Annotated in this window: 9 protein-coding genes; 2 read left to right on the forward strand and 7 right to left on the reverse strand. The window is 62.1% G+C overall.

Annotation, left to right across the window (positions count from 1 at the left end):
- Window positions 1-675: Ku protein (locus VGP39_RS00995; RefSeq protein ID WP_327566245.1), on the reverse strand; the 675-nt coding region annotated here is incomplete at its 3' end.
- 122 nt (window positions 676-797) lie between these two features.
- Here VGP39_RS00995 and ligD point away from each other — a divergent pair.
- Window positions 798-3,467, forward strand: a complete 2,670-nt coding sequence (gene ligD, locus VGP39_RS01000; protein WP_327566246.1) for a DNA ligase D — start codon at window positions 798-800, stop codon at window positions 3,465-3,467.
- Between the two features lie 180 nt (window positions 3,468-3,647).
- Here ligD and VGP39_RS01005 read toward each other — a convergent pair whose 3' ends face one another.
- Window positions 3,648-3,812 (reverse strand): DUF3309 family protein, encoded by a 165-nt coding sequence (locus tag VGP39_RS01005; RefSeq protein ID WP_212223701.1) that lies wholly within the window; start codon window positions 3,810-3,812, stop codon window positions 3,648-3,650.
- Between the two features lie 169 nt (window positions 3,813-3,981).
- On the opposite strand from VGP39_RS01005, the gene VGP39_RS01010 reads away from it, so the two are divergent.
- Entirely contained in the window at window positions 3,982-4,293 is a 312-nt protein-coding gene (locus VGP39_RS01010; RefSeq protein ID WP_327566286.1) for a polyhydroxyalkanoic acid system family protein, read from the forward strand.
- 166 nt (window positions 4,294-4,459) lie between these two features.
- Here VGP39_RS01010 and treY read toward each other — a convergent pair whose 3' ends face one another.
- The 5 genes from treY to treS are packed head-to-tail and all read right to left on the reverse strand — an operon-like array spanning window position 4,460 to window position 16,554.
- Window positions 4,460-7,261, reverse strand: a complete 2,802-nt coding sequence (gene treY, locus VGP39_RS01015; protein ID WP_327566247.1) for a malto-oligosyltrehalose synthase — start codon at window positions 7,259-7,261, stop codon at window positions 4,460-4,462.
- Entirely contained in the window at window positions 7,261-9,027 is a 1,767-nt protein-coding gene (gene treZ, locus VGP39_RS01020) for a malto-oligosyltrehalose trehalohydrolase (protein ID WP_327566248.1), read from the reverse strand. Before treZ ends, treY begins: the two co-directional genes overlap by 1 nt.
- A complete protein-coding gene (gene glgX / locus VGP39_RS01025; RefSeq protein WP_327566249.1) occupies window positions 9,024-11,099 on the reverse strand; it encodes a glycogen debranching protein GlgX in 2,076 nt (691 codons plus the stop codon). The genes treZ and glgX overlap by 4 nt, the downstream gene beginning before the upstream one ends.
- A 2-nt stretch (window positions 11,100-11,101) precedes the next feature.
- Entirely contained in the window at window positions 11,102-13,249 is a 2,148-nt protein-coding gene (gene glgB, locus VGP39_RS01030; RefSeq protein ID WP_327566250.1) for a 1,4-alpha-glucan branching protein GlgB, read from the reverse strand.
- On the reverse strand, window positions 13,246-16,554 hold the full coding sequence (gene treS, locus VGP39_RS01035) for a maltose alpha-D-glucosyltransferase (RefSeq protein WP_327566251.1): 3,309 nt from the start codon (window positions 16,552-16,554) through the stop codon (window positions 13,246-13,248). Before treS ends, glgB begins: the two co-directional genes overlap by 4 nt.
- Window positions 16,555-16,556 lie beyond the last annotated feature (2 nt).

Below are 16,556 nucleotides of genomic sequence, written 5' to 3' on the forward strand. Positions count from 1 at the left end.
CTTCACCAGCGACTTCAAGGCGGTTTCGTACTCGTCCTTGAATTTCGAGGGATCGAAATGCGCGGCCTTGCTGTCCAGGATGTGGCTGGCAAGCTCGATCATGTCCTTGGAGATTTTCGGATTCTTGATGTCATCGAAATAATCGTGCTCGTCGCGCAATTCGTAAGGGTAGCGCAGCGTGGTGCCGAGCAAGCCCTTGCCGAGCGGCTCGATCGCGATCACGTGCTCCCGATTCGACAGTACGATGCGCGCCAGCGCCACGCGGTCCTTGTCCTTCATGGCATCCCGGATTACGGCGAAAGCGTCGATGCCCGCCTTTCCGTCGGGCGCGATATAATAGGGATGGTTGAGATAGCGCTTGTCGATCTCGTCCCGCGGCACAAAGCTGTCGATGTCGATGGTGTGGTTGCTCTCGACCTGAACGGCTTCCAATTCCTCCTTTTCGACCTCGACATATTCGCCCTTGCTCACCTCGTAACCGCGGCCCTTCTGGCCGCTTTCAACGACGTCGCCGGTCTCGGAGTCGACCATCTGCTGCTTCAGCCGGTTGCCGGTCTCCTTGTTGATCATGTGGAAACGCGTCTTCTCGACACTGGTCGAGGCCGGGTAGAGCACCACCGGACACGTCACGAGGGACAGTTTCAAGGAGCCTTTCCAATAGGCGCGGGGGGCCATCGCAATCTCCAAATCATTGAGCGTCTTAGCAAATTCGGCAACGCGTCTGGGAACTTCAACGGCAATTGAGGGTTTTGGTTCCGGGCCCTAAGGTGGCTCCGAATAGCAGCGCAGGAATTGCCGTGGCCAAGAAAAAGCTGTCGGTTTACCGGAAGAAACGCGATTTCGAGAAGACCGCGGAGCCGAGCGGCGAGTTGGCGGTCGCGCCCTCGGAGCGCCCCCGTTTCGTTATCCAGAAACATGACGCCAGCCGGCTGCATTACGACCTTCGCCTGGAGCACGACGGCGTGTTCAAGTCCTGGGCGGTGACCAAAGGACCATCGCTCGATCCGCATGACAAGCGGCTTGCGGTGGAAGTGGAGGATCACCCGCTCGACTATGGGGATTTCGAAGGCACCATACCGAAGGGCCAGTATGGCGGCGGCACAGTACAGCTATGGGATCGCGGCTACTGGGAATCGCCTGACGCGGAGAAAGGCTTCAAGAAGGGCGATCTCAAATTCACGCTCGACGGCGAGAAGCTGCACGGCAGCTGGGTGCTGGTGCGCATGCGCAACGACCGCAATGGCGGAAAACGCACCAACTGGCTCTTGATCAAGCATCGCGACGAATATGCGCGCGAAGGCAAGGCGAACGATATCCTGGAGCAGGATCGCTCCGTTGCATCGGGCCGCGCCATGGCGCAGATCGCGGTCGGCAAGGGCAAGGCGCCAAAACCGTTCATGTCGGCTAAAAATGCCGGCGGCAAGGCCGATGCGGTGTGGAATTCCAATCGGGGCGACGCCGCCGAAGCCCGCAGCGCAAAAAAAAAGTCCAACGGCCACGCCGACAAAAATAAGCAGGCGGCTGGACCGGCTGCTGCGCGGACAGTTGCCGCCATACCGGGCTTCGTCGCGCCGCAGCTCTGCACGCTGGTCGAGCGGCCCCCCGGCAGCACCGGGTGGGGTCACGAAATCAAGCTGGACGGCTATCGGATGCAGCTTCGGGTGGAGGACGGCCGGGCGACGTTGAAGACCCGCAAGGGCCTCGACTGGAGCGAAAAATTTTCGACCATCGTGGAAGCTGCGAGTTCGCTGCCCGACGTTCTGGTCGACGGAGAGGTCGTGGCGCTTGACGACAAGGCCGAGCCCAATTTTGCCGCGTTGCAGGCGGCGCTGTCCGACGGCAAGACTGACAACCTGATGTTCTATGCCTTTGACCTGCTGTTCGTCGATGAATTCGACCTCCGCCGCCAGCCGCTGGTCGAACGCAAGCGGCGGCTGCGTGAATTGTTGCAGGGCAAGAGCCAGCACGGCGGCGGCGTCATTCACTACCTCGATCATCTTGAAACCGGCGGCGAGGCGGTGTGGGAGTCGGCCTGCAAGATGTCGCTCGAGGGTATCGTCTCAAAGCGTCTGGATGCACCGTACCAATCCGGCCGTGCCGAGAGCTGGACCAAGACCAAGTGCCGCGCCGGCCACGAGGTCGTGATCGGAGGGTGGAAAACCACCAACGGAAAATTCCGCTCGTTGATGGCAGGCGTCTATCGCGGCGATCATCTCGCTTACGTCGGGATGGTCGGCACCGGTTTCGGTCAGGACAAGGTGAAACGCCTGATGCCGGCGTTGAAGAAGGCGGAATCCAAGACGAGCCCGTTCGGCGGCAAGAATGCGCCCAGAAAGGCGCGAGAGGTTCACTGGCTAAAGCCCGAGCTTGTTGCCGAAATCGAGTTCGCCGGCTGGACCGGCGACGGCAATGTGCGGCAGGCTTCTTTCAAGGGCCTTCGTCAGGACAAGCCGGCAAAAGAGGTTCAGGCCGAGCGCCCGGTGACAACGGAAATCAGGAAACCGGCGGCCGCAAGGGGCGGCGCCGGATCAAACGGCGCGCGGCCGGCGAGAAGCAATGGCAAATCCGCGGAGGTGATGGGCGTCGTTATTTCAAAACCCGACAAGCCGCTGTGGCCCGACGCCGGAGACGGCAAGCCGGTTACGAAACTGGACCTGGCGCACTACTTCGAGGCCGTCGGTGAGTGGATAATCGGCCATATCAAGGGGCGACCGAGTTCGCTCGTGCGAGCACCCGACGGCATCGGCGGCGAACGGTTCTTTCAACGCCATGCCATGCAGGGCATGTCGGATCTTCTCGATACGGTAAAAGTCTCCGGCGACCGCAAGCCCTATCTGCAGATCGATCGCGTCGAGGGCCTGGCGGCCGTTGCGCAGATCGGCGGGCTCGAACTGCATCCCTGGAACTGCGCGCCGGACCACCCGGACATCCCCGGCCGGCTGGTATTCGATCTCGATCCGGCGCCGGACGTTGAATTCAGTGAGGTGATCGAAGCCGCCAAGGACATGCGGCAACGGCTGACCAGCCTGGGCCTGGAATCCTTTTGCAAAACGACGGGAGGCAAGGGCCTGCACGTGGTAACGCCGCTTCTATACGGCGCGAAAGAGAAGGTCGACTGGAAAACAGCAAAAGCGTTCGCGCAAGGCGTTTGCCAGTGGATGGCGAACGATGACCCGGAGCGCTATCTGCTCAACATGGCCAAGAAGCTGCGCAAGGGAAAGATCTTTCTCGATTATCTGCGCAACGACCGGATGTCGACGGCGGTGGCGGTATTGTCGTCGCGCGCCCGCGAGGGTGCGACGGTTTCCATGCCCGTGACATGGGCGCAGGTACGTAGCGACCTCGATCCCCGGCGCTATACGGTCCGCACCGTGCCGGCGCTGCTGGCAAAAACCAAGGCGTGGGAGGGGTATGACAAGGCCGCCGTTTCGATCAAGCCGGCGATCAAGAAGCTCGCCGCATGCTAACGGTCAGTTTTGCTGATGCCAGACCGACAATGCCGTCCTCCTGAGGTGCTCGCCGCACTTGGCGGCGAGCCTCGGAGGGATGGCACAAGCGCCTGTGCCGCGGCGATCCTTCGAGACGCCGCGCAAGCGCGCGGCACCTCAGGATAACGGTCATTTGCGCGGATGATGACAGTGGTGGTGTCAGAGTTTTCCGAGCAGCAGCAGGATCAACAGGATGACAATGATGAGCCCGAGGCCGCCGCCGCCGTAATAGCCGGTGCCATAGAACGGTCCGCCGCCGATGCCGCTGAAGCCACCGAGCAAGGCGATGATGAGAATAATCAGGATGATCGTTCCGATTGACATGTAATTTCCTCCTCAGCCCGGCAGCCGGCCGTTGTTGCTCTGCCATCAGCTCTGAAAACGACCGGGAACCGATAAAGTTCCATCCCGGAACCCGAGGTTGTTCGCCGCCCTCTTTTTCCCGGAAATTCCGCAATTACGTGCACTTGAACATTTCGGAAGGATTCAAGCGATGCCGGCACCTCTCGTCATTTCCATTCCCCATCGCCTCGGACGCGACGAGGCACGCCGCCGTCTGCAGACGGGGCTGACCCGCGCCGCAGCAAGCGTGCCGGTCCTGAAAGTCGACGAGGAGAAATGGAACGGCGACCGCATGGTCTTTCGCGTTCGCGCCCTTGGGCAGGCGGCGGGCGGCCATGTGGATGTCGAGGACGATCACGTCCGGGTGGAGGTCACGCTGCCTTGGCTGCTGCAGCGCTTTGCCGAGGTCGCTCAAAGCGCGATCAAGAATCGCGGTCGTCTGCTGCTGACCAAACGCGACTGAGGGACAGGTGCGTCTTTGCAACAGCGCAAATGAATCGTGAAAAATGCACTGCATATGCGATGCGGTAACTTGATGCTAACCAATTTTCTGGGAATATCGGCGTCGCGGGGGTAGGGAACCGACCTCTGATTCGAGTCGGCACGATATCCGCCAGGCCGCCCGGCCTTCAATCGATCCCGGGCGGCCTTTCAGTTGGCCTCAAGGTTTTTCCGCGCCTGCCCGCAACTTTCGCCTTCAGCATCGCGGCGGGCAGATGTTTGAACGCATCGGCCAGCGGCAGCTCGTTTCCACCGGTGCCCTCGAGTGAATATCCGCTCACGACGATTGCGCCCTCATAAGCACCAGCGCCGGGCCACAGCCGGCCGCCCTGGGTGAGCGGCGCGAGCGATTTCCCAACCGCTACAATGGCGGCGTTACCGCCATACTGTCGCGCGAAGGCAAGCACGTGATCGCGATGCGGGCCGACGACCTCCAGCGGCTGGTAATCCCCGCGGGTAAAAACGTCGGCAAGCTCAGCCCGCAGCTTTAGGAGATGGCGCGTCCAGGCCAGCTTGATGCGGCCGTCGGTCCAGTGTTGCGCGAGGCTTGTCCAGTCCGGCGTTTCGAGGGCAGCTAGCGCCGACTGGCGCGCTGCAAAATCTACCGGCCGCCGATTGTCGGGATCGACCAGCGAAAAGTCCCAGAACTCGGTGCCCTGATAGAAGTCGGGCACGCCGGGCAGCGTCGCCTTCAGCGTGATCTGGATCAGTGAGTTCAATGCGCCGAGCAGGGAGGTGCGCTGCGTGAACGAACGCAACGAGGCGAGAAATTCAGCCGACAATGTCGGGTCCAGAATGCGCTCAAGGAAGGTTCGCAAACCGGCCTCGTAGGCCGCGTGCGGATTGAGCCAGCTGGTTTCCTGCTTGCCCTCGCGGGCGGCTTTCAGCGCGTAGGCCTGCATCCGCTCGAGAAACGACGCGTCGCGCGCATCGAGCGGCCAGGCGCCGACCAGCGCCTGATACAGCATGTATTCGAAGGCCGCAGACGGACTGCGCAGGCTTCCTTCGACGACAAGGTGCGGCGCGTTGAGGATTTTCCATCGTCCGATCGCGCTGGCCCATTCCCCGGGCAGTTCCGCCAGCGCCAGCAGCCGCGCGCGGGCGTCCTCACCGCGCTTGGTGTCGTGGGTGGCGGTCGCGGTCATGCCGTGCGGCCACTCTTTCGCGCGCTGCTGCATTATGTTGTGGAACGTCCCGACCGGAAGCGCCCGGGCCGCGGGATCGCCGCCGACCTCATTGAGCGCCAGCAGCCGGTGGTAGCGATAGAAGGCGGTGTCTTCCAGCGACTTCGCCATCATCGGCCCGGTGAATTGCTGCAGTTTCAACGCAAAGCGGCGCACTCGCGGCTTGCTGTGCGGCGCGCGGCCGGGACCGATCAGATCCAGTGTCAGAGTATCGCGCAAGAAGTCGAAGAGGCCTTCATCGGCGCCGAACCAGTTTGCCCGCGCCTTCTCGATGGTTTCCGAAATCAGCGCACGGTCGTGCGCGGAGGCACCGGCGGGCGTGAGGTAGGTGCGATAGACCGGGAAATGCAGAACATAGAGCTCAAGCGCTTGCCGCAGGCTGTCGGCGGAAAAGTCGCGGGTCGAGTAGTGTCCGCCGGCGATGCGCGCGAGCAGGCGGGTCAGCACGGTGAATTCGCTGGTCAGCAACGTCTCGAGAACCCGGCGCTTGGCCGCCAGCAGCACCGGCTCGAGCTTGGGTGACGTATTGCTGACCTGCCGCCAGGTTTCGTCAAGCGCTTCCAGCCCTCTGCCGTCGACCAGAACCTGCGAAATCACGTTCAGCCATTCATAGCCGGTGGTGCCTTGCACGCCTGCAAAACGATGCAACTGCTCGCTCTCGCCGAGAATTTTCTCGATTACCATGTAGAACGGCTGGCTGGCATCGCCTTGCGCTTCACGGATCAGCCGCCGCAGCCGCTGGAAATACTGCGCGGGATCGCGCAGGCCGTCGATGTGGTCGAGCCGGAGGCCCTGCAGCCTGTTGTCCGCGACCAGGCGTTCGACCAGGCGGTGAATGGACTCGAACGTGCCGGCATCCTCGACTCGCAATCCAGCCAACGTATTGACGTCGAAGAAGCGCCGGTAGTTGATCTCGCTGGAGGCGAGCCGCCATTGGCCGAGCTTGTAGTGCTGCCGCTCCAGCAAATGATGCAGCGCCAGCGTTTGCGAGGCGCGGTCCGGGCCGGCGCGGTAGGCGTCCAGTCCGCGCGCGATAATCTCTGCGCCCCCCGCGACGCCCTTCAGTTCGGCCTTGAACGCGGGAGCGTCATCGCGCGAAGGACGACGCGGCCCCGTATGGCGCGACGCGAGGTCTGACAGCCGCTTACCGGCCGGCTCGCTTTCGGCGCCCGCTTCCCTCACGATGGTGCGCAGCATTTCACCGTAGCGTTCCGGCGCGATGGGCAGCCGGTGTTCGAAATACCATGCCGAAAAACTTCCCTCGCCAAGCTCGTAACGCAGTTCGATCTCACCTTTCTCCAGCGCTTCGCCATAGGACGAGCCGATAATCGGCAGCAGCACGCCGCCCCGGGCGCGATAGGGCAGCATGTCCCAGTCGATGTCGAACGAAACGGCGTGCGGCGAAGCCGCTCCCCATTCCAGCGTGTCGAGCCACCACGGATTGTCGGCGAAATGAACGCCGACATGATTGGGCACGAAATCCAGGATCAGGCCGAGGTCGTGCCGCTTTAACGCCTCGCTCAACCGCTCGAACGCGGCCTTACCGCCGAGTTCGGGATTGAACTGGGTATGGTCGACGATGTCGTAGCCGTGGGTGCTGCCCTTGCGCGCCTTCATGAAGGGCGATGCGTAAAGATGGGTAATGCCCAGCGATTTCAGATGGGGGACGATAGCCGCGGCAGCATCGAAATTGAAATCGGCGGTGAGTTGCACGCGATAGGTCGCGATCGGAATGGCAGGGGGCATCAAGGCGCTCCGATGTGCCAGAACACCGACCACGGCGCGATGGTGTCTTCGGCATCGCCGCCCCAGATTCTGGTGCCCCTCGACTGACTTGTTTTGTGCACGACGACTTGATCGGAGAGATTCGCCGAAAGGTGAAGCGATGCGCCGTCGCCCATTCGCCAGTGGGCTGACAACAAGCCGTTGTCCTCAACAGATGCACCGCCGAAACCTGCGCCGGTCAACCGCGAAACGATTTGACGGCGGCGGATCGCAAGCAGTTCTCGCACCAGCGTCTGGCGTCGCCGCGCTTGCGGCAGATCGCGCGCATTCCAGTCCAGAACAGCGGACCGGAAGGTCGGCTCACCGAGTGGGTCGGGAACCTCGTCGCCATATCGGGCGTAGGCTCCCGCGAATTCCTTGCGCCGGCCCTTGCGCACGGCATCAGCGAGGTCGCCCTGAAAATCGCAGAAGAACGGGAAGGGCGCGGTCGAACCCCATTCTTCTCCCATGAACAGCATCGGGACCATGGGAGCCAACAGCGTGATCGCCAGCGCCGCCTCGACCGCCTTCTCGGCAGCGAGGCTTTCCAGCCGGTCGCCGAGCGCGCGATTGCCGATCTGGTCGTGATTCTGCAGGAAATTGACGAAGGCGGTTGGCGCAAGCGCACCGCTTGGCTCGCCGCGCAATTGCCCGTCGCGATGTGCGGATGCCTCGCCTTGATAGATAAAGCCGGACCCCAGCGCGCGCGCGATATCCCGCAGCGGAGCGTTGGCGTAGTCGCTGTAATAGCCATGGCGCTCGCCGCTCAGCAGCACATGCCAGGCATGATGATAGTCATCGTTCCACTGCGCCCGATATTTGCCGCGCGGCGGGTCTTCATCCGGATCGAGCAGGCTGGCGCGGTTGTCGTCGTTTTCCAGCACCAGATGGATGTGCCGGCCGGCTTCCGCGGCGAGTTCGCCGACCGCGCGGCTGAGGTCGTGCAACACCGAAACCTCGCCCTGTTCCGGAATCGCGTGTACCGCATCGAGCCGCAGCCCGTCGAAGCGATATTCGCGCAGCCAATACAATGCGTTCTCGATGGCGAAGGCACGAACCTGCGGCACCCGATAATCGATCGCGCTGCCCCACGGCGTCTGTGCCTGCGTGAAGAAGGAAGGCGTATATTGGCTGAGATAATTCCCTTCGGGCCCGAAGTGGTTGTAGACCACGTCGAGAAACACCATCAGCCCGCGCAGATGGGCTTCGTCGATCAGCGCCTTGAGGTCGTCGGGACGCCCATAGGCGCTGTCGGGCGCATACCATAACACACCGTCATAACCCCAGTTGCGCCTGCCGGGAAAATCGGCAAGCGGCATCAATTCCAGCGCGGTAAATCCGGTCGCGACCAGATGATCGAGCCTGTCGATCAGGGCGCGATAGGTGCCCTCCGGCGTAAAGGTGCCGACATGGGTTTCGATCAGGACAGCTTCGTGCCACGGCCGTCCGCGCCAATCCTGCGCGCGCCATCGATATGAGTTGTGATCGATTACCTCGCTTGGTCCGGCGACGTCCTGCGGCTGGAATGCCGAGGCCGGATCTGGAATATCGACCGCGTCGTCAATGCGGAATCTGTAGCGTGTGCCGGCCTGGATGCCGGCGATATCCGCCGAAAACCAGCCGTCATCTCCGCGACGCAAGGCTTGCGGTTTGTCGAGCAGCACGTCTACGCGTTTCGCCGCGGGCGCCCATAACCGGAACGTCGCGCCATCCGATGTCAGCCTTACCCCAAAATGCCGCCCATTCATGCCGAACCCGCAAAAGCAAGAACCGAACGGGGAGGCGCCTCGGCATCCGCTCCGGAGGCGAAGCTTGCCGTGATCTGCTCGTCATCCGCCGTGTTCAGCACCTGCTCCCAATTCTTGTCGGGCATTTTCGGCAATTTGAACGCGATGGCTTCGGGGGTTGCGTTCAGCACGATAAAGATCGGCGGCTGGCCCTGCTCGACGGGACCGAGCACATAGGCAAGAAACCTTCCTTCGGGAAAATTCCAGTCCTGCTCCGTCATCTCATCTGCCGAAGGGGTCAGCCACAGCACGCCATACGAGCCGTCCGCGCGCCGTCCGTCGAGCCAGCGCCGCGAGCGGATTTGCGCAAACCGCTGCCGCAGTTTCGTCATATGACCGATGAAATCGGTCAGGTCGTCGCCCTCGCGGCCGAGGCCTTCCCAGCCGACCCAGCCGATCTCGTTGTCCTGGCAATACGCGTTGTTGTTGCCGTTCTGGGTATTGCCGACCTCGTCGCCGGCCAGGATCAGCGGCAGGCCTTGCGCCAACAGCAGGCATGCGAGCTGATTTTTTCGGAGCCGGCGCCGCAGCGCGATGATCGCCGGGTCGTCGGTCGGGCCTTCGTGGCCGCAATTGTTGCTGAGATTGTCGCTGGAGCCGTCGCGATTGTTCTCGCCATTGGCCTCATTATGCTTCTCGTTGTAGCTGAACAGGTCGGCCAGCGTGAAACCGTCATGCACGGTGACATGATTGACGCCGGCGCGAAGCGTGCGGCCGTCGTGGTGGAACAGATCGGATGAGCCGGTCACACGGCTTGATACTTCGCCGATCAGGCTGCCTTCGCCGCTCCAGTAGCGCCGCATCGCGCTGCGATAGCGGTCATTCCATTCCGACCATTGCGACGGAAAGGCGCCGACCTGATAGCCGCCCAAGCCGAGATCCCACGGTTCGGCCACAAGTTTTACGGAGGCGAGCACCGGGTCCTGCCGAACGGCGGTGAGGAATGCGCTGTTGCGGTCAAAACCGTCCGGCGCGCGCGCGAGCGTGGTGGCCAGATCGAACCGAAAACCATCGACGTGACAAGCCTCGACCCAATAGCGCAGCGAATCCATCGCCATCTGCAGCACGCGGGGATGGGTGAGATTGACCGAACTGCCGCAGCCGGTGAAGTCGTCGTAGAAACGCGGATTATCGTTTTTCAGCCAGTAATAGGAGGCGTTGTCGATGCCGCGGAACGACAGCGTCGGCCCCATATGGTTGCCCTCGGCGGTGTGGTTGTAGACCACGTCGAGCATCACCTCGATGCCGGCATCGTGCAGCCGTGCGACGGTGGTCCGGAACGCATCGAGCGGATTGTCCTGGGTGTAGCGCTGCTCCGGCGCGAAGAACGACAGCGTGTTATAGCCCCAGTAATTCACCAGCTTCTTTTCGATCAGGGTCCTGTCGTCGACGAATCCGTGGACCGGCAATAACTCGACGGTGGTGACGCCAAGCCGTTTCAGGTGATCGATCATCGCCGGCGACGAAAGGCCGCCATAGGTGCCGCGCAGGCCCGGCGGCACGTCCTCGCGCTTTTGCGTCAGGCCCTTGACGTGCGCTTCGTAGATGATGGTGTCTTCCCATGGGATGTTGGGACGAACGATCTCGCGGCGGCCCCAGTTGAAGGTCTCGTCGACCACGACCGCCTTCGGCATGCCGCGGGCATTGTCGCGGCGATCGAATGACAGGTCCTCGCGCGGGCTTCCGGTGCGGTAGGCGAAATGCGCGTCGCTCCACACCAGCCGCCCGGCCGTTCGTTTGGCGTAGGGGTCAAGCATCAGCTTGTTGGCATTGAACCTGTGGCCCTGCTCGGGCGTATAGGGCCCGTGGACGCGATAGCCATAAAGCTGTCCGGGCGCTACGTCGTTGAGATAGCCGTGCCAGACGTCTTCGGTGCGCTCCGGAAGCTCGATGCGTTCCAGTTCCTTGCGGCCCTGGCCTTCGAACAGGCAGAGCTCCACCTTTTGAGCGTTGGCGGAAAACAAGGCAAAGTTGGTGCCCCTGCCGTCCCAGCTTGCACCGAGGCGTGAGGGTGTACCAGTGGACAATCGCATGCTCAGTTTTCCGGTACGAGAAATATGGCGGCCAGCGGCGGGATGGTGAGATTGAGCTCAGGCACCAGGCCACCCAACGTTCTGACTTCACCGACGTTCCCGACGTTGCTGCCGCCGTAATGCGCAGAGTCCGAATTGAGCACCTCGCGCCACTTGCCGGCGAACGGCACCCGGACACGATAGTCATGATATACATTTGGTGAAAAATTGGCGACGACCAGGCAACGGGCACGCGCCTCGTTGCCTTTCCGCATCCAGGCAAACACGTTGCGATTGGCGTCGTCGGGAACGATCCATTCGAAACCCAATTGATCGCAGTCCATTTCGTGCAGGGCCGGCAGCGACCGATAAAGCTTATTGAGGTCGCGGATCAGCGACTGGATGCCGGCGTGTGTTTTCTGGTCCAGCAGATGCCAGTCCAGCGAACGGTCATGGTTCCATTCGCGTTCCTGGCCGAACTCGCAACCCATGAACATCAGCTTCTTGCCGGGATGGGCGAACATGAACGCGTAATAAGCGCGCAGGTTGGCAAAACGCTGCCATTCATCGCCCGGCATGCGGCCCAGCAGCGACCGTTTGCCGTGGACAACTTCGTCATGCGACAGCGGCAGGATGAAATTTTCCGAAAAGGCGTAGTGCAGCCCGAACAGGATATCGCCATGATGGTGCTTGCGGTGGATCGGGTCCTTGCTGATGTAATTCAGCGTGTCGTGCATCCAGCCCATATTCCATTTGTAGCCAAATCCCAGCCCGCCATATTCGACCGGGCGCGACACCTGCGGCCACGCAGTCGATTCCTCGGCCGCGGTGGTGGCCTGCGGAAAGCGAGCGTAGACCTCGGTGTTGAAGCGGCGCAGGAAATCGATGGCTTCGAGATTTTCGCGGCCGCCGTATTTGTTCGGGATCCAGCCGCCCGCCGGGCGGCTGTAGTCCAGATAAAGCATGGAGGCGACCGCATCGACCCGGAGCCCGTCGATGCCGTAACGTTCAAGCCAGAACAGTGCGTTGGACACCAGAAAATTCACCACTTCGGTGCGCCCGTAATTGTAGATCAGCGTGCCCCAATCGAGATGGCGGCCCTGCAGCGGATTGGCGTGTTCGTACAGCGCGGTGCCGTCGAAATTGGCGAGGCCGTGCGGATCGTCCGGGAAATGGCCGGGCACCCAATCCAGCAGGACGCCAAGGCCTTCACGATGACAGGCGTCGACCAGCGCGCAAAAATCCTCCGGGGTGCCGAACCGGCTGGTCGGCGCGTACATGCCGGTCGGCTGATAGCCCCAGGAGCCGTCAAACGGGTGCTCGTTGACGGGCAGGAACTCGAGGTGAGTGAAGCCGAGGTCACGAACGTAACGCGGCAATTGTTCCGCCAGTTCGCGATAGCTCAGCCACTCATTGTTGCCCCTGCGCCGCCACGAACCCAGATGAACCTCGTAGATCGACATCGGCGCGCCCAGCGCATTGACGTTCGCCGGCGCCGGGCGTGGATGCGGCAGTTTTGTCTCGTCAAGTACAATGGAGGCCGTGCTCGGCCGCACTTCCGCGGCAAACGCCATCGGATCGGATTTTAGCGGAAGCTGCTGGCCCTGCGGCCCGACAATATCGAATTTGTAATGGTCGCCCGCCGTGGCGTGCGGGATAAACAATTCCCAGTAGCCGTTACCGCGCACGCGCATCGGGTGACGCCGCGCATTCCAGAAGTTGAAATCGCCGACGACACTAACCCGCCGCGCATTCGGGGCGAACACGACGAACGCGACGCCGGGTACGCTATCCAGCGTCATCGGATGCGCGCCGAGCTTGTCATACAGCCGCTGCTGGGTTCCTTCGCCGAGCAGATACAGATCGAAGTCGGTTAAAACCGGCGGAAAGCGGTAGGGGTCGTCGAGATCAACCGTCTTGTCGCCAAAACGCGCGCGCAACTGGTAACGCGTCGATCCGTTCGGCAGCGCGCCGGCAAATAGTCCGGCATCGTGGATGCGCGCGAGCGCCGCCGTCTCGCCGTGCTCGCCGATCGCTTCGACGTTCGAGGCTTCCGGCAAAAATGCGCGTACCACCGTTTTGTCGTCCTCCTTGTGCAGGCCGAGATAATGAAACGGATCGGAATGGCGGCCTTCCACGATGGCATAGGCCTCTGGGGACAATTTCGTCATGAGGCTTCCAGTTGTTGTGACAGGATACGGAGCGCCCCCGTAAGCGGTACGCGCAGCCAGTCCGGCCGGTGCGCGAGTTCATATTCGATTTCGTAAATCGCCTTCTCGAGCAGGAAGAAGTTAAGCAGGCGGCCTGCGGCCGCGAGGTCGGCGGGCCAATGCCGCGTCTGTCCCATGGTTTCCCGGTAGCCGCTGAGGAAGGTCCCGGTTGCACGGTCCCGCCAGGTATTCAGCGCGGCGGCGAGCTTACCCTGCTCATCCGAAGATACCTTGAGCGCGCGGTCCAGTGCCGCGGTCGTCGAATAGTCGATCGAGCGGATCAGGCCTGCGACGTCGCGGGCGGCCGGCGCCTTGCGCCGGCGCTCATCAAGCGTGCGGCGCGGCTCACCTTCGAAGTCGATGATGAAGATATCGTCCTTGGCGATCAGCATCTGGCCGAGATGGAAATCGCCATGATGACGAATCTTGAGAATTTGCGCCGGATCGGAAAGCAGCGCGCCGAGTCGCCCTTGCAGCGTCGGCGCATGCGCGAGCATCTCGTCGATCAGCATCCGCTCGTAGTCCTTTGCCGCATCGCGTCGCTGCTTCAATGCGTCGAACACCCGCGTGGCGCGCGCGGCGAAATCGGCTATCCATTGGTCGATGTCGGCCGGCGTCGCCGGCTCCGGAGCGAACGCCGGATCTTCGTCACGGCTGCCCAGCGCCATGTGCATCTCGGCGACGCGCCGTCCGGTCTGCGACATGTAGCGCAGATACGCCGTCCGCTCCTCGCTCTCGACCGGCGCGTCGCCGCTTGCGAGTACGCGCTGTTCATCGACGAAGCGGTCGAGGTAGGCCGAGGTCACGGTCCAGGCATCGCCCTGGTTCTGGATCAACGCATGCACGACCGCAACCGCGCTCCTGCGCTCGCCTTCGACGAATTCGACGCTGCCCAGCAGCGCCGGCGAGTTGGCGAAACCGGCGACCTCGGTCAGGAAGCGTCCTACCTCGACCTCGGGATTGATACCGGCTTCGAGCTTGCGATAGATTTTGACGACGTAGTCGTTGTCTACCAGCGACGTACTGTTGGATTGCTCGGTTTCGACGGCGCGGATGTGTTCCGGCTGCTTGACCGGCCCATCGGGAAATTTTGCCGTCGGCCTGAATTCGAGACGCAGGCCCATGCCATTTTCGTCTTCGACGGTCAGTGAGTTGCGCAGATTGCGCAGCAGGAGCGCGATGAAAATCTGGTCGGTGGCGACGTCGAGCAGCGTTCCCTCGCGCGCGCCCTGGCGCACCGCGGCAAGCGCACGGGGGTTGTAGCGTTCGCGATCGAAGCGCACCCACTCGATCTGCATCGGCAACACGTAACGCGTAGTCGTTCCGCGCTGGCTTGCTTCGAAAAAGCCCAAATAGGGCCGATTGTCGCCGATATCGCAGAACGGGATCGCCGCGGTCAAAGTTGGCTCGATCGCTTTTGCCGAACGTTCCGGATACCAGCGCGTTCGCGCCAGATAGGGCGGCAATACGTCACGTTCGAATACGCCCCGGGTGCGCGTGAGCGACATCCAGGTGGAGCCGACCGGGACCACCAACGTCTCAAACTCGGGAACCGCGGTGGTTGCGACGTGTTTCGGCTCTTCCTTTTCGCGCAACTGGAACCAGTAGAAGCCGTAAGGCGCCAGCGTAATCATGTAGGGCAATTCGCCGATCGCCGGAAAGTTCGTCCGGCCCAGCATTTCCAGCGGCACGCGTTCCTTCCAGGCGGACAGATCAAGCTCGGTCGCCTGCGCGGATCGGGATAGATTGGCGACGCAAAGAATGACCTCGTCCTTGTATTGCCTGACGTAGCACAGCACCGAACGGTTGACGGGGCGGATGAACGTCATGGCGCCGCGGCCGAACGCCAGCGTCGACTTTCGCACCGAGATCAGCCGCTTGGTGGCGCTCAGCAATGACGACAGGCTGCGCGACTGCGCTTCGACATTGACCGACTCATAGCCGTAGACCGGATCCATGATGGTCGGGGCGTAGAGGCGCGCGGGATCGGCGCGGGAGAAGCCGCCGTTGCGGTCTGGCGTCCATTGCATAGGGGTGCGAACACCATTGCGGTCGCCGAGATAGATGTTGTCGCCCATGCCGATTTCGTCGCCGTAATAGATGATCGGCGTGCCGGGAAATGACAGCAGCAGCGAGTTCATCAATTCGATCTTGCGCCGGTCGTTGTCCATCAGTGGCGCCAGCCGGCGGCGGATGCCGACATTGATGCGCGCGCGGGGATCGTTGGCGTAGGTCGACCACAGGTAATCGCGCTCGACGTCGGTCACCATTTCCAGCGTCAGTTCGTCGTGGTTGCGCAGAAACAGCGCCCACTGGCAATTGCTTGGGATGTCCGGCGTCTGGCGCAGGATATCGGTGATCGGAAAGCGGTCTTCCTGCGCGATCGCCATGTAGATGCGCGGCATCAACGGGAAGTGATAGGCCATATGGCATTCGTCGCTCTGGCCGAAATATTCCTGCACGTCCTCCGGCCATTGATTGGCTTCCGCCAGCAACACCTTGCCCTTGGCATAGGCATCGAGTTCGGCGCGGATCTTCTTGATGACGACGTGGGTCTCGGGAAGGTTCTCGTTGTTGGTGCCGTCGCGCTCGCACAGATAGGGAATCGCGTCCAGCCGGAAGCCGTCGACGCCGGTGTCGAGCCAGCGCTTCATCACCTGCACGACGGCGCTGACCACGCGCGGATTGTCGAAGTTGAGGTCCGGCTGGTGTGAGAAGAAGCGATGCCAGTAGAATGCGCCGGCCTCGGGATCCCAGGTCCAGTTGGATTTCTCGGTATCGGTGAAGATGATCCGGGTGCCCGGGTATTTCTGGTCGGTATCGCTCCAGACATACCAGTTGCGCGCCGAGGATTTCGGGTCGCTGCGCCGCGCGCGCTTGAACCAGTCGTGCTGATCGGATGTGTGATTGATGACGAGCTCGGTGATGACCCGCAAGCCGCGCCGCTTGGCTTCAATGATGAAGCGGCGGAAATCCTTCATCGAGCCGAAATCGGGATTGATCGCGCCGTAGTCGGCGATGTCATAGCCGTCATCGCGGCCGGGCGAGGGATAGAACGGCAGCAGCCACAGTGCGGTGACGCCGAGGTCCTGCAGATAGTCCAGCTTTTCGGTGAGGCCTGCGAAGTCGCCGATGCCGTCATTGTTGCTGTCGGCGAACGCCTTGACGTGCAGCTGATAGATGATGGCGTCCTTGTACCAGAGCTCATCGGTGTTACCGGCTGCGTTCGGTAACTCTGTCGTATCGATCGATGACATCACGTTCATGG

The sequence above is a fragment of the Bradyrhizobium sp. genome (assembly GCF_036009065.1).
Taxonomy (GTDB): Bacteria; Pseudomonadota; Alphaproteobacteria; order Rhizobiales; family Xanthobacteraceae; genus Bradyrhizobium.

Bases quoted from the DNA above. Each gene is read 5' to 3' on its own strand.
- treY (WP_327566247.1), bottom strand. From the start codon at position 7,261: ATGCCCCCTGCCATTCCGATCGCGACCTATCGCGTGCAACTCACCGCC.
- treS (WP_327566251.1), bottom strand. From the start codon at position 16,554: ATGAACGTGATGTCATCGATCGATACGACAGAGTTACCGAACGCAGCC.
- VGP39_RS01010 (WP_327566286.1), top strand. From the start codon at position 3,982: ATGCCGGCACCTCTCGTCATTTCCATTCCCCATCGCCTCGGACGCGAC.
- glgB (WP_327566250.1), bottom strand. From the start codon at position 13,249: ATGACGAAATTGTCCCCAGAGGCCTATGCCATCGTGGAAGGCCGCCAT.
- treZ (WP_327566248.1), bottom strand. From the start codon at position 9,027: ATGAATGGGCGGCATTTTGGGGTAAGGCTGACATCGGATGGCGCGACG.
- VGP39_RS01005 (WP_212223701.1), bottom strand. From the start codon at position 3,812: ATGTCAATCGGAACGATCATCCTGATTATTCTCATCATCGCCTTGCTC.
- glgX (WP_327566249.1), bottom strand. From the start codon at position 11,099: ATGCGATTGTCCACTGGTACACCCTCACGCCTCGGTGCAAGCTGGGAC.